This is a genomic window from Maribacter confluentis, assembly GCF_030505015.1.
Taxonomy (GTDB): Bacteria; Bacteroidota; Bacteroidia; order Flavobacteriales; family Flavobacteriaceae; genus Maribacter; species Maribacter sedimenticola.
The window spans coordinates 490094-510005 of sequence record NZ_JAUKUC010000001.1 but is presented as its reverse complement, the minus strand read 5'-3'; the positions used below and the strand labels follow the sequence as shown (position 1 = coordinate 510005).

The 19912-nt window shown below is 36.9% G+C and carries 22 protein-coding genes; 5 read left to right on the top strand and 17 right to left on the bottom strand.

All coding sequences use genetic code 11. The features are described 5' to 3' along the window. Positions 1 to 7: 7 nt before the first annotated feature. The 6 genes from Q2T41_RS02415 to Q2T41_RS02390 all read right to left on the bottom strand — a co-directional run bounded on the left by Q2T41_RS02415 (position 8) and on the right by Q2T41_RS02390 (position 4859). Positions 8 to 421: a DUF6691 family protein gene (locus tag Q2T41_RS02415; protein WP_071339764.1), complete on the bottom strand. Its 414-nt coding sequence runs from the start codon at positions 419 to 421 to the stop codon at positions 8 to 10. Position 422: 1 nt separating this feature from the next. Further along, positions 423 to 983: a YeeE/YedE family protein gene (locus Q2T41_RS02410; RefSeq protein WP_304434780.1), complete on the bottom strand. Its 561-nt coding sequence runs from the start codon at positions 981 to 983 to the stop codon at positions 423 to 425. Between the two features lie 66 nt (positions 984 to 1049). After that, positions 1050 to 2069 carry a cytochrome d ubiquinol oxidase subunit II gene (locus Q2T41_RS02405; RefSeq protein ID WP_304434779.1) on the bottom strand — a complete coding sequence of 340 codons (1020 nt, stop codon included), beginning with the start codon at positions 2067 to 2069 and terminating at the stop codon, positions 1050 to 1052. Further along, positions 2066 to 3379, bottom strand: a complete 1314-nt coding sequence (locus Q2T41_RS02400; protein WP_304434778.1) for a cytochrome ubiquinol oxidase subunit I — start codon at positions 3377 to 3379, stop codon at positions 2066 to 2068. Before Q2T41_RS02400 ends, Q2T41_RS02405 begins: the two co-directional genes overlap by 4 nt. A 261-nt stretch (positions 3380 to 3640) precedes the next feature. Further along, positions 3641 to 4120, bottom strand: coding sequence for a Dps family protein (locus tag Q2T41_RS02395; RefSeq protein ID WP_304434777.1), 480 nt, complete (start codon positions 4118 to 4120; stop codon positions 3641 to 3643). 211 nt (positions 4121 to 4331) lie between these two features. Further along, positions 4332 to 4859, bottom strand: coding sequence for a DsrE family protein (locus Q2T41_RS02390; protein WP_304434776.1), 528 nt, complete (start codon positions 4857 to 4859; stop codon positions 4332 to 4334). Positions 4860 to 5041: 182 nt separating this feature from the next. Here Q2T41_RS02390 and Q2T41_RS02385 point away from each other — a divergent pair, with 182 nt between their 5' ends. Further along, entirely contained in the window at positions 5042 to 6079 is a 1038-nt protein-coding gene (locus tag Q2T41_RS02385) for a c-type cytochrome (RefSeq protein ID WP_304434775.1), read from the top strand. A 5-nt stretch (positions 6080 to 6084) separates the two neighbouring features. Then, the gene (locus Q2T41_RS02380) at positions 6085 to 7419 is read left to right on the top strand and encodes an OprD family outer membrane porin (protein ID WP_304434774.1); all 1335 of its coding nucleotides are present in this window, start codon (positions 6085 to 6087) and stop codon (positions 7417 to 7419) included. A gap of 41 nt (positions 7420 to 7460) precedes the next feature. Here Q2T41_RS02380 and Q2T41_RS02375 read toward each other — a convergent pair whose 3' ends face one another. Next, positions 7461 to 7667 carry a YgaP family membrane protein gene (locus Q2T41_RS02375; protein WP_304434773.1) on the bottom strand — a complete coding sequence of 69 codons (207 nt, stop codon included), beginning with the start codon at positions 7665 to 7667 and terminating at the stop codon, positions 7461 to 7463. A gap of 226 nt (positions 7668 to 7893) precedes the next feature. On the opposite strand from Q2T41_RS02375, the gene Q2T41_RS02370 reads away from it, so the two are divergent. Continuing rightward, positions 7894 to 8775 carry a sterol desaturase family protein gene (locus Q2T41_RS02370; RefSeq protein WP_304434772.1) on the top strand — a complete coding sequence of 294 codons (882 nt, stop codon included), beginning with the start codon at positions 7894 to 7896 and terminating at the stop codon, positions 8773 to 8775. 27 nt (positions 8776 to 8802) lie between these two features. On the opposite strand, the gene Q2T41_RS02365 is transcribed toward Q2T41_RS02370, so the two are convergent. The 9 genes from Q2T41_RS02365 to Q2T41_RS02325 form a co-directional block, all read right to left on the bottom strand. Then, positions 8803 to 9072, bottom strand: a complete 270-nt coding sequence (locus Q2T41_RS02365) for a heavy-metal-associated domain-containing protein (RefSeq protein ID WP_304434771.1) — start codon at positions 9070 to 9072, stop codon at positions 8803 to 8805. Between the two features lie 3 nt (positions 9073 to 9075). After that, positions 9076 to 9717, bottom strand: a complete 642-nt coding sequence (locus Q2T41_RS02360; protein WP_304434770.1) for a Tll0287-like domain-containing protein — start codon at positions 9715 to 9717, stop codon at positions 9076 to 9078. An 18-nt stretch (positions 9718 to 9735) separates the two neighbouring features. Then, positions 9736 to 10080 carry a rhodanese-like domain-containing protein gene (locus Q2T41_RS02355; RefSeq protein ID WP_304434769.1) on the bottom strand — a complete coding sequence of 115 codons (345 nt, stop codon included), beginning with the start codon at positions 10078 to 10080 and terminating at the stop codon, positions 9736 to 9738. Between the two features lie 85 nt (positions 10081 to 10165). Further along, positions 10166 to 10828: a peroxiredoxin gene (locus tag Q2T41_RS02350; RefSeq protein ID WP_304434768.1), complete on the bottom strand. Its 663-nt coding sequence runs from the start codon at positions 10826 to 10828 to the stop codon at positions 10166 to 10168. Between the two features lie 207 nt (positions 10829 to 11035). After that, positions 11036 to 12445 (bottom strand): MBL fold metallo-hydrolase, encoded by a 1410-nt coding sequence (locus Q2T41_RS02345; RefSeq protein ID WP_304434767.1) that lies wholly within the window; start codon positions 12443 to 12445, stop codon positions 11036 to 11038. 123 nt (positions 12446 to 12568) lie between these two features. Continuing rightward, the gene (locus tag Q2T41_RS02340; protein ID WP_304434766.1) at positions 12569 to 13984 is read right to left on the bottom strand and encodes an MBL fold metallo-hydrolase; all 1416 of its coding nucleotides are present in this window, start codon (positions 13982 to 13984) and stop codon (positions 12569 to 12571) included. Between the two features lie 83 nt (positions 13985 to 14067). Then, on the bottom strand, positions 14068 to 14865 hold the full coding sequence (locus Q2T41_RS02335; RefSeq protein ID WP_304434765.1) for a sulfite exporter TauE/SafE family protein: 798 nt from the start codon (positions 14863 to 14865) through the stop codon (positions 14068 to 14070). Between the two features lie 69 nt (positions 14866 to 14934). Continuing rightward, complete coding sequence (locus Q2T41_RS02330; protein WP_089259973.1) at positions 14935 to 15567, bottom strand: Crp/Fnr family transcriptional regulator; 633 nt, start codon at positions 15565 to 15567, stop codon at positions 14935 to 14937. Between the two features lie 7 nt (positions 15568 to 15574). Further along, the gene (locus Q2T41_RS02325; RefSeq protein WP_144800893.1) at positions 15575 to 15964 is read right to left on the bottom strand and encodes a DUF983 domain-containing protein; all 390 of its coding nucleotides are present in this window, start codon (positions 15962 to 15964) and stop codon (positions 15575 to 15577) included. A gap of 186 nt (positions 15965 to 16150) precedes the next feature. On the opposite strand from Q2T41_RS02325, the gene hemN reads away from it, so the two are divergent. Next, a complete protein-coding gene (gene hemN, locus Q2T41_RS02320) occupies positions 16151 to 17512 on the top strand; it encodes an oxygen-independent coproporphyrinogen III oxidase (RefSeq protein WP_304434764.1) in 1362 nt (453 codons plus the stop codon). A 44-nt stretch (positions 17513 to 17556) separates the two neighbouring features. Beyond that, positions 17557 to 18378, top strand: coding sequence for a universal stress protein (locus tag Q2T41_RS02315; protein WP_304434763.1), 822 nt, complete (start codon positions 17557 to 17559; stop codon positions 18376 to 18378). Positions 18379 to 18459: 81 nt separating this feature from the next. Here the strand turns inward: Q2T41_RS02315 and Q2T41_RS02310 are convergent, their stop codons facing one another. Beyond that, entirely contained in the window at positions 18460 to 19911 is a 1452-nt protein-coding gene (locus Q2T41_RS02310; protein WP_304434762.1) for a vanadium-dependent haloperoxidase, read from the bottom strand. Position 19912: the final 1 nt, after the last annotated feature.

Sequence of the window (19912 nt, the reverse complement as noted above, 5' to 3'; positions counted from 1 at the left end):
ATCGGTTTTAATGCGGTAGTTTGTCTTTTAGCAAACCGTAAACGAAAGTGCCTAGAATAGCACTTGCAATTACGATTAAGATAGAAGAGTAACCAGCACCTACCAAAACATACATAGGACCAGGACAAGCACCTGCCAACGCCCATCCTAATCCAAAAATGATTCCACCAATCAAATAATTGGTAACACCTTTTCTTTTGGGGTGCAAGTTCATTTCTTTTCCCCCAATGGCTTTGATGTTATTTCTTTTAATAATCTGAACGCCAATTACACCTAGAACAAGGGCAGAGCCAATAATGCCATACATATGAAAAGACCCAAACTGAAACATTTCATAAATACGAAACCACGAAGCAGCTTCAGATTTGTACATGATAATGCCGAAAAATATACCTATGGTCAAATAACTTAAATACTTCATGTTAACTAAAAATTAGGGGGAATAAAAGGTGAATCATAACCAAGCCGCCAATAAAGAAACCAATCACGGCAATCAAAGAAGGCAACTGTAAATTACTTAGTCCGGATATAGCGTGACCACTGGTACAACCACCCGCATAACGCGCACCAAACCCAACCATGAATCCGCCTAAAATCAGCACGGCAAGTACAAATGGATCAGTTAGGTTTTCAGAAGCAAAAAGCTCCGTTGGTAAATAAGCTTCACTCGCGCTTTCAATTCCGTAATCCGTTGAAAGTTGTTGTGCAACTTCAGGATTTATTTTTACCGTATTGTTGGACATAAATTGAGAAGCGATAAATCCGCCAATGACCGCACCAAGAACAACAATTAGATTCCATCGTTGCGCTTTCCAATCGAACTTAAAGAAATCGGAATATTTTGCGGCACCACCAATAGAGCACATGGTTCTTAAGTTGGAAGACATACCAAATTGTTTGCCGATATATAGCAAAACAAACATAGTAAGGGCAATTAAAGGTCCGGCTACATACCATGGCCAGGGATCGTAAATCAAATTCATAATATTCATTTAATTTGCAAAGTAATGGAATTTAAAAGTAGTATTGTGTAACCCTGGTTACAAAAGCTATTTCTCCAATAGTTTGATTAATTTAAAAGATGTTAAAAGGTGAATAAGTCCGGGAATAATCAGTACACCACCTATGAGCAATGAAATACCTAAAACATTCATTACACTATCAGGAACAGGATGCTCATAAATACTGATGCTACCGTTGGTAGTGAAAAGTATGTTTGGAAAATGTGTAATGGTGGCCGCAAATAGAATAAAGAATATTTGCATACCGGCCAATGCCCTAGAAATAATTCTTCTACCGGATTTAATATTTTTCCATAGCGGAAACAATAAAATGCCGGAAACGATAATGGCAGAGACCGACCAGATGTTACTAATGAAATCTACAACAAAAGCGATACCTGACAAATACCCATATGCCAATGTTATAAAACCCAAAGAAACTACTACTATAGTTGCTATAGAGGCTTTTCTCATGTACATGGATTTACTGGTGTCATCTACCTCACCAATTAAAAATACCGATGCCAAGAAAGCACAAAGGGCTGCATAAAAGAATCCCGTTAAAATAGAAAAAATATTGAACCAAGAGTGTACATAAACTTCCAAAAAACTATGGTTTTCCATTTGTGATGGATTAATAATGTCTCCACTGACCACGCCGCCCATGGTAAGGCCTAAGAATATTGGGGTAACTAGACTAGAGGTTTTAAACATCCAATCATATAAAATTTGTGAACTGTCTTTATAGGCATCATAATATCGAAATACAAAGGCAACACCTCTAAGGGTTATACCCAGTAACACCAGGGTCAATGGAATATGTAGGGCGAGCACTAAAATGTTGTAGTAATGGGGGAAGGCGATCCATAGAATCACGATTAAAATAATGATCCAAATATGGTTGGCCTCCCAAACCGGACCCATTACTTGGTAGACGGTCTTCTTATTGATAGCTTGGTTTTCTTTAGAGGAGAACAACTCAATGATTCCCGCGCCAAAATCTGCTCCTGCCAGTAAAACGTAGAGCAATAAAGAAACGGCAAGAAAGGCTAGTACAACGTAGATCATGCTTCATTGGTTTTAACACTGTTCAAGAATTTAATTTGCCTGGCCATTAACCATGTTACCGCAATGGTCAATATGGTATATACAGCTATATACGTATACAAACTAAATACAATACCCGGCATTGGGGTAATGGCATCCTTGGTTTTCATAATGTTGTGTATGATCCAAGGTTGCCTACCAACTTCGGTAACGATCCAACCAGCTTCAAGGGCAACAAAGCCCAATGGAGCTAAAAGCGCAAACAACAACCAGAATTTTGGCATATTGAACCAAGATTTCTTTTTGTACTTGGCTACAAAAAATAGCATACCCGCTATCATTAAAAGTGTGCCTAGTCCCACCATGGTCTGAAAAGCGTAATGGACCATGGCAACATTAGGTTGCTCATCTTTAGGAAAATCATTTAATCCTTTTACTTCGGCATTAAAATCTCCAAAAGCAAGAAAGGATAAGGCATTGGGAATTTCCAGCTTGTACTTGACCTCTTGAGTTTCGTTATCCACAATTCCGCCAATATAGAGCGGAGCTCCATTTTTGGTTTCGTAATGCGCTTCCATGGCAGCCAACTTAACGGGTTGCCTTTCTGCAATATCCTTGGCAGAAAGATCTCCGCTTAAGGGCTGTAGAATAGCAGCTATGGCGGCAAATGCTATGGCTATTTTAAATGCTTTCTTATGTAGTTCAACATTACGTTTTTTATAAACTTGGTAAGCATGAATACCTGCTACGGCAAAGCCTGTAGCCGTAAAAGCGGCTAAGGTCATGTGCAAAGCTTGGTTGAACCATGCAGGATTAAATAGTGCTTTTACCGGATCTATATTTAAGAATTCGCCATTAATGTAATCAAAACCGGAAGGTGCATTCATCCAACCATTGGCGGAAACTACTAAAATACCGGACATTACTCCAGATATACCTACAATGATACCGGTAAACCAGTGAAAAGTTTCGGGAATTTTTTTCCATCCGTAAAGGTAAAATCCTAAAGCAACGGCCTCCACAAAAAATGCTGCACCCTCTAATGAAAACGGCATTCCTATAATGGGGCCTGCATGTTTCATGAATTCAGGCCACAAGAGACCTAGTTCAAAGGAAAGTGCAGTACCGGATACGGCACCTGTTACAAAGAAAATGGCAACACCTTTTTGCCATGATTTTGTGAGTGTAAGGTAAATGGGATTGCGTGTATTCAACCATTTTTTGTGGGATACCACCATAAAAAATGGCATAACCATACCAATGCAGGCAAATACAATATGGAAAATAAGGGTAAACGCCATTTGTAGTCTTGCAGCATCTATATTTTCCATAAAAAATCAATTTGTTAAGAAGATAACAAAGATACGAACTAGGGAATTTTTATATGGTTACAAAGGTTACATATATCCAGTTCTAATGTTAAAGAATGTCCATGAACCTACAAGTTGTCCAAATTGCCCGAAAATGAAACTACGAATGAAATTGTATAATGATATCACTGACATAAATAAATTGAGACATAGGTTAATGTAAAAAAAAACCTGGAGTTTGATAATTGACTCCAGGATTCTTAGTTACAATACTATATAAAATTAGTCCTTGTATGCGGAAAGCATCCAAACCAATTTTTCTTGTTGAACAATATAATCGCTCATTAGGGCAACGGTACCTTCATCATCGGCTTTAGCGGCTATTTTAAGGGTAGCTCTCTCTTTTTGCAATAAGATGCCCAAGCTACTTAAAATATGATCAACAGCTTTATCGCCATCCACTACATTTTCCACAGGCCTAATTTCAGCGTTTTCAATATATTTTGAAAAGGAATGATGTGGGGTATTGCTTAAGGTAAGTACCCGTTCCGCAATTTCATCGACCTTTATCAAAGCATCGTTGTATAATTCCTCAAATTTGAGATGTAGTTCAAAAAATTTTTTTCCTTTAATATTCCAATGAAAACCTCTTAAGTTCATATAGAACATTTGATAGTTTGAGAGTAAATCATTTAAAAATTTGGCAGTTTCATTAGAGCTGTTGGTATCTAAACCAATATTTGATAAACTTGAATTTGTCATAATCTTTCTATTTAAATTGGATGTATTGATCAGTTGTTCTTATTACTGAATTAACAGTTGATAAACTTAGTTTATAGTCGTATGGATTGAGGTAACCTTAGTTACATTTGAAGGTTTTTTAACGAATTTTAACGGTAAGAACAATCAAAAAGATATATAAAAACTAAAGGGGCCAAAAGCCCCTCTAGTTTTTAGTAAAGTAGTACAGTATTTAAGGCATCAAAATATAACCATCTATTTGATAATTGGCAAGGACCATCATAGCCGATAGACCTAGTTCGGTGTTTGGGTTTAAATCGTTTGCCTCAATTCCTCTGGCCGCAGTAGCTTGTGCACAAACATAAAATTGTACTCCATAGTCTTTTAAAAGCTTTATAACTTCGGCATTTGGGTTTTCTTTTTCATATTTTGCTTTATACTTTTCATTGTTCAGGGCGGTAAAGGTAGCACCACCATGAATGGCGGCCACTATATGAACCTTGTCAGCAGAAATACCATTGGCTCCCAACATGTTGATCAAGCGGGCAATCTTAAAATACCCAATATTGGTACCTTCCATTTCCCGCTCATCCTTAAGGTCAAAGACCACATTGTATTCTTTGGTGGGGTCAGGTAAAGATGCCATATTTTTAAAATCTTTTATTTTTCCATAACCATCTATAATGGGCGTGGTCCAATCTTGAGATGTTACAATTTGTGTTCCCATAAGTACAATGGCAATTAGAAGTGCATTTTTCATTTTCGTTGAATTTTCAAAGATAGTGTTGGTTTAAATTTAAATATTATTTATCTCTAATGTCAGTTATTTTAAAAGGAATAAAAGTAAATTAATGTATTTAACGTAAATGTAACCTTGGTTACAGTACTATTGATCGTATAATTATAGATTCGTTATTTAAATTAGCTTAAGATTATATTTCTATGAATGAATTACGGGTATTGGCAAAACAACTTTTTAAGCTATTTATAATAGTCTTTGTTTTAATAGGCCTTGTCTTTATATGGTTGTTGACCTATAAACCGAATTCTAAAAATGAAATATTAGATAAAACTGAAATTATAGTTTCTATTGAAAATTGGAAAGCTAAAGATGCAATTTTAGAGTTGACCAATATGCCCCGTAGGGTTAAATCTGGATATTATCTTATTTCAGAAACGTCTGCTTATATGGGTCCTTACGCCGTTAGGCCAGAAGATCGGTATAGTGGCAATAATTTGGCATGTTCCAATTGTCATTTGCAAAAAGGGGCCCAGGCAGGTTCCGGCTCTTGGGTAGGTATTTTGGAGCGCTTTCCACAATTTGGGGGTAGAGCAAATAAAATGGGCACCATTGAAGATCGTATCAATGGTTGTATGGAACGAAGTATGAACGGTAAAATACTACCAGTGGATTCAGAACAAATGAAGTCCATTATAGCATATATGGAATGGTTGGGCGAAGATATTCCGGAAAGTAAAAAGGCTGAGTTTAAGGGATATCCCAAAATTAAGATTCCAGATGAAAAGGTAGATTTAGTGAAAGGTAAGCAAGTGTATAGCAAAGAGTGTGTTATTTGTCATGGTGAAAATGGAGCTGGCGTTCTAAATACTGAAGTTGGTAAGGGATATACCTATCCGCCCTTGTGGGGACCGGATAGCTTTAACGATGGTGCAGGTATGAACAGGGTTATTACCGCTGCAGAATTCATTAAAAGTAATATGCCTTATTTACAGGCTACTTGGGACAATCCTAAACTTACGGACGAAGAAGCTTATCATGTAGCGGGCTATATCAATAGTTTTTCTCGCCCTCATAAATTTAATACCGAAAATGATTATCCGGACAAAAAACTAAAACCGGTATCTACACCTTACGGTCCTTGGGTAGATGATTTTTCTCCAGAACAACACAAATACGGACCGTTTCCGCCCATCATGGAATTTTATAAAAAGAAATACGGAATTACAAAAACAAAGTAGGCATTATGCGAATTCTATTAATACTCATTTATTGCCTTCCGTTTTTGTCCATAGGTCAAGATACCCTCAGCACCAAGAAAGGAACCTTTTCCGGACAATGGCGAACCTATTATATGCGGACAGCAAACAAAGGTGATTTAAAAAACTTTAATGCCTTGGCCACAGGCGGTAAATTAAAATACCAATATCAATTTACAGATAATTTAGAAGTTGGTGCAGCCTTATATAATTCTACTAATATAGGACTAGAGGATTTAACTGTTCCTGACGATGCTACTGGTAGAATTAGTAGGTATGAAGAAGGATTGTTTGATCGATTGAACTTAAATAACGATGCAGTTTTTTTATTGGGTGAATTATATGCAAAATATAAATTGAACCAGCATGCCTTTACCCTAGGGCGTATGAAGATTAATACACCTCTTATAAACCCTGAAGATGGTAGAATGATACCAACTTTAGTACAGGGTTTTTGGTATAATTATAAAATAGGTAAAAACACCTTTCAATTTGGATTATTAAATGAAATAGCACCAAGGTCTACAGGTCAATTTTATGGTATAGGCGAGAGTATAGGAACATACCCTGTAGGTAGAAATAGGTTTGGAAATGCTTCCCTATATACTGAAAATACGGAGTCGGATTATATACTGATGTTTAATTCAGATTTTGAATTAGCGAAGAACTTAAGAATAAACGTATGGAACCAATATGTAGAAAATGTGTTCAATTCTATTTATATTAAACCTTCTTTTAAGTTATCTAAATCTGTGCAAATAGCAGGGGAGTGGCTACATCAAAATAAAATTGGAGATGGGGGTAATGCTATAGATTCCCTTCGATATTTTAATCAAAATACAGTAGATGTTTTAGGATTGAAAATAGTCTATACGGATAATGTAAGATTAGTTTCTTTGGCCTATAATAGAATTTTACCACAAGGTCAATTCATTTCTCCAAGAGAATGGGGTAGGGAAGACTTGTTCAGCTTCCAAAAACGAGAGCGTAGCGAAGGTTCTGCGGATAATCATGCACTGGTTCTAAACTATAAACAAGAGTTTAAAATTCTTAAAGAGGATCTAAACTTAATTTCAATGTTGAGTATTGGAAAGCATTGGAAACCAGATGTAACCAATGCTATTTTAAATAAATATGCAATGCCAGATTATACCCATATCAACCTGGATATTTTCTTTAAAATAAAGAAAATTAAAAACCTACGACCAGAATTATTGATTACCTCTAAAATGGGAAATGGGGATATTCCTGATAACCCTAATTTCTATTTCAATAAGGTTGATTTGTTTCATTTAGATATAATTCTAAACTATAATTTTTAAATAGTACAAAGATGAAGTAATTAATAAATATTAAAGTAAGCCTACTTTCTCATTTTACAGGTATTTATGCCCAATAGCGTGTATAGCGGACAGAAACTAACAAATGTGGTAAGAATTAAAACGCCTGCAATAGCAGCCAATATATAACCAAAAGTTCCAGTTACGGTATCCGTATAAAAAGTAGTTAAAAGTGCAACGGCAATAAAGATTCTAATAAATCTGTCTGTACTTCCCATATTTTTTCTCATGATAGGTTGTTTTACTAATTAAACAAAGATGTAAGATTCCAGCCAAGCATTAACTTGTTTAAAGTTACCTGTTATAGCTGGACTTACTTTTGCAAAGTAATCGCAATCAATTAAATATGGTATGACATTGGTCATGTTCAATAGATAGTCAAAAGTATGGTTTAGGTAACATAGGTTGCATATAGGAGGGCGTATTTATGGTATTTTTGTAAAAATCTAATAATCAATGGAAGCATATTTAGATGCATTTTTAAACGCAATCACCGGAACGTTAAGTTGGACATGGAAATCAATTATTTTTAATGTTCCATGGTACCTGAATTATTTTTGGGGATTGATACTGATTTCCTTGTTGGTGTGGGTTTTGGAAATTATATTTCCATGGCGTAAGGAACAAGGTGTTTTTAGAAAGGATTTTTGGCTGGATGCTTTTTATATGTTTTTCAATTTCTTTCTCTTTGCAATTGCGATAAGCGGTATTTATAAGATACTTCAAGTATTTTTTGAGGATATTGGCATTTCATCCAATAGTTTGGCCTTGATCGATATATCTACTTGGCCCATGTGGGGACAGTTATTGGTATTCTTTATAGTGTTGGATTTTGTTCAGTGGTTTACCCATATCTTGCTTCACAAATATGCTTTTCTATGGAATTTTCATAAGGTACATCATAGCGTAAAAGAAATGGGATTTGCAGCCCACCTAAGGTACCATTGGATGGAGAATATACTCTATAAACCATTAAAGACTTTTGGGGTTATGGTATTGGGAGGTTTTGAACCGGAACAGGCTTATATTGTTCATTTTGCTGCTATTGCAATTGGTCATATAAACCATTCCAATATAAAAATTACTTGGGGACCTTTAAAATATGTGTTCAATAACCCGGTCATGCATCTGTATCATCATGCCTATGAATTGCCGCCAGGTACGTATGGTGTTAATTTTGGAATTAGCCTTAGTCTATGGGATTATTTGTTTAAGACCAATTATATACCTGAAGACAGTGGCAAGGTGAAGTTGGGTTATCCTGGTGACGAAAATTTACCAAAGGACTTTTTAGGGCAGGTTACCCACGGTTTTAAAAATAGGAGAAGTAACATTTAGTTCCTTCTCCTTTTTCTATTCTTAATTTTAGTTTGCTAGTTTACCAGAAGCACAACTTACAAACGACTTGGCTTTGGACAAGACGGAATTTTCTTCATCTAAGCTGGGGTATCCTATGGACTTTAATTTAGATTTTACCGTAGCGATATCTTCTTTTTTTAAAGCCTCAAAAGAAACCGATGATAATTCAACATTTACGGATACATTGGTAATAGCAGGAATTTCTTCTAGTTTAGATATAATAGTTTTGGCACAGCCACCACATTTTAAATTTTGTATAGGAATTATTGATGTCATATCTTATTTATTTAGTTCGTTATTAAAAGTTATACTCCAAATACCCCTTACCTCATTTTTTGTATAGCCAACCGCTTGATCATTTGGATATTTATTATTCAAAAGTTGTGTAACCTTTGGATCAATATTAATTTCGGGAACTCCGTGGCAATTTAAGCACATAGCATTGGTAATAATTGGGGAAAAGAAATTAGTAGTACCTTCCTCGTTTGAGATTATTGCTTCGTAAGGCTCATTATTATTGATTTTTGTTTTAAAAAATTCAATATACTCCAGTTCTTTTTGGTTTGCTTGGTTGTTGATATTTCTTGGTTTGTCACTGACCCTTCTAATTTTGGCATGATGAACAAGTGCCATACTATCGGTAAGCGGATATGCCTTTTCATTACAAAATTCTACAGCACTAATGGTACCGCTTTTTTGTAAGCTTGTCATAAGATTTTTACCTAGAACTTTTTGGGTACTCTGTGCAAACTTTTTTCCTTTTTCTAGCAGGATACTATCGTTGGTTTTCAGGTCAACGACCATAGTATTATTGATTTTGGATTCATTCGTAACATCATCTAAGCTCTCCTGTTTATTTTTCGGAGACTCTTTACACCCTATTAAAAAAAGCAGCCCTAATAGTAAAGTAAAATGTTTCATTTAAATCAATTTTATAGTTTATTTCCATGCACTATAACCACCCCTTAGGTCAAACACTTGTTCAAAGCCCATCTTTAACAGTTTACGTGCTGCTTTTTGGCTTCTAGCTCCTGATCTACAATACACATAAACTGCTTTTTCTTTATTTAATTTTTCAAAATATTTTTCAAAATTACCAGTATTGAAAAAATCCACATTTATAGCATTCTTTATATGGCCACCACCATATTCCAAGGCAGTTCTTACATCAATAGGCTTAATGTTATTGGTGATGATTTGGGTTGCGTATTCGTTCTTGTTCAATATAGTGATATTACCTGTGGTTACTTCTTTTTTACCAAAGAGGGTACTTAAAAATGACATAGTGTTTTATTTAAAATGAATATTCAATAATAGAAAGTAACGATCTTTTTTTTGACCGTTACTTTCAAAACCAACCAATAAAAAATTAATTAAGACTTTTTTTAGCTAAATACCAATCAACCTTTTCCAAAGTATCATCGGCAATACGAGCATTAAGTTCATTTAAGGTTTTTGGTGGGGATACAATGACCTTGTCACCTTTTTTCCAATCCAAAGGCATTGCTACCTTATACTCATCTGATGTTTGCAAAGCTTCTAAAGCCCTTAAGATTTCGTCCATGTTTCGCCCAACATTTAGTGGGTAATACATTATTAGTCTTATTTTTTTCTTTGGGTCTATATAGAAAACGGCACGTACTGCTGCAGTTTCACTTTCATTAGGCTGAAGCATTCCGTATTTCTTGGAAACCTTCATGTCCAAATCTGCTATAATAGGAAAATCAAAATATACACCTGTATTTTTGCGAACGTTCTGTACCCATCCTAAATGCGCATGCACACTATCTATACTTAAACCCAACAGCGCAGTATTAAGTGCTTCAAATTCTTGTTTTCTTAGTGCAAATCCACTCATTTCAGTTGTGCATACCGGTGTAAAATCTGCAGGATGCGAAAACATGACGATCCACTTATCTTTTGCAAATTCAGATAATTTAATTTTTCCTATAGTTGTTACAGCTTCAAAATCTGGAGCAATATCCCCAATTCTAGGCATGCTTGCTATTTCATTATTTTGTATTGTTTCCATGTTCATCTAGTTTTAACTAAAGGTACAGCTAGGAGGCAATAGGTACAGTAACACTAGTTACATAGCATAAATAAATCAGAAAAAAAAGGAGGGGTACTTTAGTATAAAAAGTATCCCTCCTAACATCAACCAAACTGCCTTTAAACAGCATTAAAAACTAAATCAAGTTTTAACATAATAAAATATCGTGTCCAATAATAATTTTGACTATAGTGTAGTAGGGCAGATAAAATCTGATACTGGTATCCCTGCTTCTTTTATTGATTTGAATCCTCCTTTTACATCTATTAGATTATGAATACCTCTACTTTTTAAAATAGATGCCGCAATCATACTTCTGTAACCACCGGCACAGTGTACATAAAACTGTTTCTTTTCTGGAAATTCTGCTAAATGATCATTTAGGAAATCTAACGGAGCATTTTTTGCATCTAGGATATGTTCAGATAGAAATTCAGATTCTTTACGCACATCAAATACAGGTGCTTTTTCAGTTTCAAGAACTTCTTTAAGCTTGTTGGCATCGACTTGGCTAACGGTATCATATTCCATTGCTGCCTTTTTCCAAGCATCAAAACCTCCTTCTAAATACCCTAAAGTACCATCAAAACCAACTCTAGAAAGTCTAGTTACTGCCTCTTCTTCCAAACCAACAGGAGTAACCAATAAAATAGGCTGTTTAACATCGGCTATTAAAGCACCTACCCAAGGAGCAAAGCTACCATCAAGACCAATAAAAATAGAACGTGGTATATGACCAGCCGCAAAATCATCTTGGTTTCGCACATCTAATACAATGGCACCTGTTTCATTTGCAGCAGCTTCAAAAGCCTTTGGGGAAAGAGCTCTTGTACCACGTTCCAAGACTTCTTTTATATCTTCATAACCTTCTTTGTTCAATTTTACGTTTAAAGGAAAATATTGAGGTGGTGGTAGTAAACCATCGATCACTTCATCAATAAACTCTTCTTTGGTCATATCTGAACGTAAAGCGTAATTCATTTTCTTTTGGTTGCCCAAGGTATCTACTGTTTCTTTCATCATATTCTTACCACATGCAGAACCGGCACCATGAGCGGGATAGACGATGACGTCATCTGCTAAAGGCATAATTTTTTCACGTAGACTGTCAAATAAGAATCCGGCTAGGTCACGCTCTGTCAATTCGCCCATTTTTTGAGCAAGATCAGGTCTGCCCACATCACCTAAAAATAAAGTGTCTCCGCTAAATATAGCATAGTCTTTACCATTGGCATCTCTTAGTAAATATGTGGTACTTTCCATGGTGTGACCAGGAGTGTGTAATGCAATAATGGTAATATCACCTAATTTAAATTCTTGATTATCTTTTGCTATTATAGCTTTAAAAGACGGATTTGCTTTTGGTCCGTATATAATATCAGCACCAGTTTCTTTGGCCAAGGTTACATGACCACTAACAAAATCTGCATGAAAATGGGTTTCAAAAATATATTTTATAGTAGCGTTATTGGCCCTTGCTTTGTTTATGTAAGGTTGTACTTCCCTTAATGGGTCAATTATGGCAACTTCTCCATTACTTTCAATATAATAAGCACCTTGCGCCAAACAACCTGTATAAATTTGTTCTACTTTCATTATTCAATGATTTAATTATGGTCAAAATTACTGATTGGGCCATTCATGCACAGTAACTAAAGTTACATAGGGTAGGGGGCAAAAAAAAGAACCCCGTACTTACAAGGCTCTCTTTGGTTTAAATTATAATAGTGTTGTGGGGCAGACGTAATCAGATACAGGAATAGAAGTTTTGGAAATAGCTTCAAATCCACCTTTGACATCGGTAAAATCCTGCCATCCCCTTTGTTTTAAAATAGATGCGGCGATCATGCTCCTGTAACCACCCGCACAATGTAGGACAAAAGGTTGGTCCTTGGGAAATTGAGCAAGGTGCTGGTTTATTTCGTTTAAAGGAACATTGATAGCCCCAATAACATGTTCAGAATCATATTCGCTCTTTTTTCTTACATCGATAACCAAAGGCTTTTTGGTAGCAATTAAATTTTCCAATGTGGTAGCGTCTATTCGATCACTAGTTTCATATGCCTTATTTGCGCCTTTCCAAGAATCAAATCCATCTTTTAAGAATCCTACCGTATTGTCATATCCAACCCTGGACAGTCTAGTAATGGCTTCCTCCTCCTTGTCCTTATAGGTTACCAAGAGAATTTCCTGTTTTATATCAGGAATCATTTCACCTACCCATTGGGCAAAACTACCATCCAGTCCTATGTTGATACTGTTTGGAATAAAGCCTTTTGCAAAATCTTCCGCATTTCGGGTATCCAGTACCAATGCACCTGTTTCATTGGCTACGGCTTCAAAAGCTTCTGGAGAATATGGCGTGGTTGCCCGATCCATAATTTTATCTAGACTTTCATACCCCTGTATGTTCATAATGACATTTTTGGGGAAATACCCCGGAGGTGTGGTTAAACCGGTCAACAATTCTTTAATGAACTCTTCCTTGGTCATGTCCGGTCTTAGAGCATAGTTGACCTTTTTTTGATGGCCTAAAGTATCCGTTGTTTCCTTGCTCATCATTTTACCGCAAGCTGAGCCCGCCCCGTGATTAGGGTAAACGATCAAATCATCATTTAGGGGCATGATTCTATTCCTTAACGAATCGTACAAATGTGCCGCTAATTTTTCTTCGGTAAGATCGGCCACTACATGCTGTGCTAAATCTGGTCTACCTACATCACCAATAAACAGGGTATCTCCCGTTATCAATCCATGTTCTTTACCATTTTCATCAATTAAAAGATACGTGGTACTCTCCATGGTATGGCCAGGGGTATGGATAACCTTCACCTTATAATCGCCAACTTCAAATATCTGATTGTCCTTTGCCGTTGTTGCCTTGTATGCCGGTTTAGCTCCGGGACCAAATACGATTTCAGCTCCTGCTTTTTTCTGTAGGTCTAAATGTCCGCTGACAAAATCTGCATGAAAATGTGTTTCAAAGACATATTTGATTTTTGCATTATCTTTTTTGGCACGTTCCAAATAAGGCTGAACTTCGCGCAATGGGTCAAAAACTGCGGCTACACCCTTACTTTCTATATAATAGGCAGCGTGTGCCAAACATCCGGTATAAATTTGTTCTACTTTCATGATATAATTGTATTGATTAATACCTAAAATTACTTGAAGAAAACATGTTGTACAGTGACATTGGTCACATAAGGAATTTTATATTAAAAAAATTCCATGTAAAAAATAAAGGCAGCCATAACAAGAATGAAATAACCAAAACCTTTTTTTAACTTATTGCCGTCAATGAAAGTGCCAAGGTAGCTACCAATAAAGATGCCTATCAGCGAAAGGCCGGTAAACAGGAAGAGAAAGCTCCAATCTATGAGCATTGTCATAGCATCGCCCAAAAGAAAACCAAGCAAAGATTTTATGGCAATAATGACCAATGAGGTTCCTACGGCGACTTTCATTTCTACATTTGCCAAAATGACCAATGCGGGTATGATCAAGAAACCGCCACCAGCACCGATCAGTCCTGTAATACCGCCAACCAATAATCCTTCTAGAAGAATTAACGGATAATTATAGGCAACGTCACCTTTAGTAATTATAACTTTTTCCTTTTTAAGCATGGAGTATGCCGCTGGAATCATTAAAAGTGCAAATAGGCCGAACATGGCCATTCTGCGGGTAAATTGTAATTGTTCAATTTCAAAGAGGACATCTGGCATTGCTGGTACTACATAATGTCTTACCATAGTAACACCAATAATGGCAGGTATGCCAAAAACTATGGAGGTACGCCAATCTACATATCCTTTTAAATGTTGTTGCCAGCCTCCAACAAGCGCACTGGCCCCTACAGTAAATAGGGAGTATGCCGTAGCAGCTTTTTCATTGATGGTAAACAGATAGGCCAGAACAGGTACGGCCAAAATAGAACCGCCACCGCCAATGAGTCCTAATGAAATGCCAATGACCAAGGCGCTGAAGTATCCAATAATATGCAATATTTCCATGATATTTTTTTAATACCACAAAAGTATTGCGGGTGCCCGTCCTTGGCAGTAACAATGGTTACAGAGGCACTATAATTGAATTATTTCCAAATAATTTCTATGAAGTTTTATTTTGCCCATTTCCTCTAATTTTTTTAATAGTCTAGAGATCACCACCCTAGAGCTGTGTAGGTCGTAAGCAATTTCCTGATGCGTGTTATGTATGATATCATCTTTGGTAACCCTGGCCTTCTCCTTTAAGTAGCCTACCAAGCGTTCGTCCATTTTTTGAAAAGCGATGCTATCCAAAGTACTCAAAAGCTCGTTCAATCTTTCGTGGTAACTATTGAATACGAAGTTGCGCCATGATTTGTATTTGGCCGTCCATTCCTCCATTTTTTGAATGGGCACCATTATCAACTTTGCATTGGTTTCGGCAATGGCCCTTATTTCACTTTTTGCATCGTTTATGCAGCATGCCATGGTCATTGAGCAGGTGTCTCCCTTTTCAAGATAGTATAGCAATAACTCATCACCATCCTCATCCTCTCTTAAAATCTTAATAGCTCCAGATATGAGAAGGGGCATACCCCTTAAATAATCACCTATTTCAATTAACTTAAAACCTTCGGGAACCTCTTTAAAAGTACCTACCTGAACAATTTCATTGATTAGTTCATTTTCAAAAATAGTTCCGTACTGTTCTTTTAAATCCTGTATCATATCAATTTTAGTTAACGTTCTGTGCTATTTTCTTGTCAAATTTAAAAAAGAAATTGGCCCAAATAATCTTAGAGACTGCGGCAATCCATGGCATTGTCAATACCAAGGCAACAACAATCAACGTAAACAATGTTCCTATGCTTGTCTGTAGGCCAAAAAGTAAGGTCAGCACGTAAACTGCAACCGCTACGGCAATACCAACAGCATACGAGACATACATGGACCCCGTATAGAAACTGGGTTCTATGCTATACTTTAAATCGCACTTGGGACAGTGTTTTTTCACCTTGTTGAAGTTACTTAATTTATAGGGATTGGCTTCTAAAAATTCCCCTTTATGACACCTAGGACACTTAATAAAAAGTATACTATATAGTTTGGTACCCTTTAATAGCATATGATTAAAATTTAGAGCAAAGTTATTGGATTGCACTTTTTGATAACGTAACAATGGTTACACAAGGCCTTGGTTAAGTTGATATCCCAAAAAATCAAAATTAATGGCTTGTACCCAATATGAAACTGATAAAAGTCATATTATTTTTTAGGATGGGTACATAAGTTTGTAGTAAAATCAAATACTATGTGTTCGCTTGTTCAAAAATATAATGTACCAGGCCCTAGGTATACCAGTTACCCAACCGTACCATTTTGGGATATTTCTACATTTTCCGGTAAAAAATGGGAAGAAACGGTCAAAAAAAGCTTTCATGCGAGCAATTCAACTACGGGTATAAGCCTTTATATCCATCTGCCTTTTTGTGAAAGCATGTGTACCTTCTGTGGTTGTCATAAACGTATAACCAAGAGGCATGATGTGGAATTACCCTATCTTAAATCCGTTATTAAGGAGTGGCGACTTTATACAGCGTTGTTCGATGATAGGCCAATAATCAAAGAACTTCATTTGGGTGGTGGTACACCAACCTTCTTTTCACCAGAAAACTTAAAATTTCTCATAGAGGGAATTCTAAGGATTGCGAACAAGGCTACAGATGCCTCCTTTAGTTTTGAAGGTCATCCCAACAATACCACCAAGGAACATTTACAGGTATTATACGATGTAGGATTTAGAAGGGTCAGTTTTGGGGTACAGGATTACAATGAAACCGTACAAAAAGCAATTAATAGGATACAACCTTTTGAAAATGTACGTAACGTTACCCAATGGTCCAGGGAAATAGGGTATGAGTCCGTGAGCCATGATATCATCTTTGGATTGCCACATCAAAAATTGGAACATGTGGTACATACTATTGAAAGAACCAAGGAGTTAAAACCAGACAGGATCGCTTTTTACAGTTATGCCCATGTGCCTTGGTTGGCGGGTAATGGTCAACGGGGATATAATGATGCAGATCTCCCGGCGGGCGATGAAAAAAGGGCCCAGTATGAAATGGGTAAAAAAATGTTGCAGACCAGTGGGTATCGAGAAATTGGTATGGATCACTTTGCATTGGAGACAGATGCATTGTACCAGGCTATGGTAACGGGCAGCTTGCATAGGAATTTTATGGGGTATACCAGCTCCAATACCCATTTAATGGTTGGTTTGGGTGCATCCAGTATTAGTGATAGTTGGTACGGATTTGCGCAGAACGTTAAGAATGTTGAAGAATATCAAAATTTGGTATACAACAATATTATACCCTTGTATAGGGGTCATATTTTAACTGAAGAAGACCAAATTATACGTAGACATATCTTAAATTTAATGTGCCACTTCAAGACTTCTTGGAGCGCTTTTAAATTGTACTTGCCCCAAATGGACAGTATATTGGAAAGGTTGAGTGAGCTAGAGGAAGACGGTATAGTTGAAATTACGGAAGGTAACTTAAAGATAACCGAAAAGGGAAGACCTTTTGTGAGGAATGTTTGTATGGCATTTGATTTACCATTGCAAAAGAAAGCACCGGAAACAAAGTTGTTTTCAATGACCGTTTAAGAATTAACTTAGATAACATAAAATGAACTTCAAATAACAAAATCATGAAAAAGATTATTGTACTTACAGATTTTTCGGAACAATCCAGTCATGCCCTTAAGGCTGCGGCGGACTTGGCTAAAAAATTCAGCGGGGAGCTGTTGGTGGTTCATATGTTGGAGCTTAATCAAGCTTTGCTTACCTCACCAGATGGGGTGTATGCGGAACAGACCGTATTCCTAGTAAAACTGGCAGAAAAGAATTTGAAGGAATTTTTGTCCAAGCCTTATCTGGAAGGACTAACGGTAACCCCCATTATTAAACATTATAAGGTGTATAGTGAATTGGATTCAATTGCCGAAGACCATAGTGCAGATTTAATCGTCATGGGATCTAACGGCACAAATGGTTTTGAGGAAATCTTTATCGGTAGCAATGCCGAGCGGGTAGTACGTAATGCTACCGTACCCGTTTTGGTCATTAAAGGGGAAATAACAGATTTTACTATTGAAAGATTTGTTTTTGCCTGTGATTTTAATGATGATAGTTTACCGGCTTTTCAAAAAGCAAGGGAATTTGCAGAACTGTTCAAAGCGTCTATGGAAGTCGTATATATCAATACCCCCAACGATAATTTTATGAGCAATAGGGATGCTTATCAGAAAATCAATAAATTTTTGACCAAGGCAAACGCAGCGGACCAAGTTGAAGTATATAATGATTATAGCGTAGAGCAGGGTATTATTAATTATGGGAACACAATTTTAGCAGATGCTATAGCCATACCTACCCACGGTCGTAAAGGCATATCGCATTTTTTTAATGGAAGTATAGGTGAGGACGTTGTTAACCATGCCAGGATTCCTGTAATTACATTTAAGATATAGCTACTAACCACATCTATAAACATAAATAAACCCAAGGCATATGCCTTGGGTTTATTTATTTAATGTATTCCCTGTAAAATTTTAATTACCTAGGTGTTTGTTGTAGAACTTCCAAGCTTGGTGCGCTACATCTCTTCCCAATTGTAATCCGGCAATATTATCAGCTTGAATATGGTAGCCTCCCATAACCCTGGAAATACCGGCCATATTGGCTGCTTCTGTAAAGGTCGGGAAAGTTATGGTAACCGGTTTTCCATAGTATTTGGCATTTAATTCCGTTAAGGTTCCTGGAACCAATTCAACGGATACCCCAAAATTATCATCCCCGGTAAAGAGCCGTAATACTTCTGCACAGCCCCCACTAATGGTACTATGGCCAGAGGTATAGCTGGGAAAAGGAGGGCATAGAAAAACATCTGGGGAATACGGTCTCCATTCCTGACCTTTCATTTCTACGATACCTTTTCCGGGTCCGCCCCACGCTTTAATGGTCTTATCCTTATAATATTCATGAACCAACGCATAAGGTCTTGCAAAATCATAGAACATTTTAGAGTCCCAAGAGGCAATAAATGCATCCATGGCGGTAATTTCGGTTAGAAAATACATTTTTACATCGTCATCTAGGGTATGGTTGTCCCTTCTAGAAACATCTTGCGCAAATTTTAGCCAGTGACCGGCCTGTTGAACAGATTGTGGTCCATCTCGCATAAATTCAACCAAGGCTTTATCCTCATCGGTTAGGTTTGCCTGCAGGTCAACCACTTCCTTAACCTCAAGTTTTAATTGTTCCGAGCCCACCATTGGTGGCGGTCCAGGTCTAAATTGATCGGCTGAGGTAAGGGTGATGGGGGTAACCTTTTGCCAATATGGGGTTAGGCAACCAGGTGCAAACTGCCCTCCTTTGCCATCTGAAAAATATTTGGGTTGCCAACGGTTGATATCCGTACTTTCATCTGCGGTATTTACAGGACTATAATTAGTATAATCAAAATAGGGTTTGCCATTGGAACCTGATACTTCACCATATTGATTGCTTCCATCATATTTTCTGGCTTCAATAGTAGCCCTTGCTGCTAGATTGCCTATGCCCTCTGCAGTAGAGGGGTCCAAAGATTCGTTATCCGGATCAAGGCCTAGATCTATCATAAATTTTCGGAACATATCGGTATCGGAATAATAATATTCCTTCAAGGCGCCAAATGCGGCATAGCTAATGGCTATTTCTTTATTGGATAGGGAATGCTCTGCCAAAGGTCTTCTTTCCACATTTTTTAAATATACCGGAATAGCGTTTTGGTCATATCTGGACCATGCATCGAAAATTGTGGTAAATATTAAACCTAAATATCGGGAGGTGATGGTTGGCCTTGGCTTAAATTTTTCGGTATCGGATGCAGTGGCGTCCAATGCCATTTTGCCCCATTTATAGGCAATGTTTTCGGTACCCGTTGGTTCAATGTCCTGTTGCTGTGCGGTCATATGCACTTGTAGAGAAAATAGGGTCAGTAAAAAAATAAAAATACGCTTCATT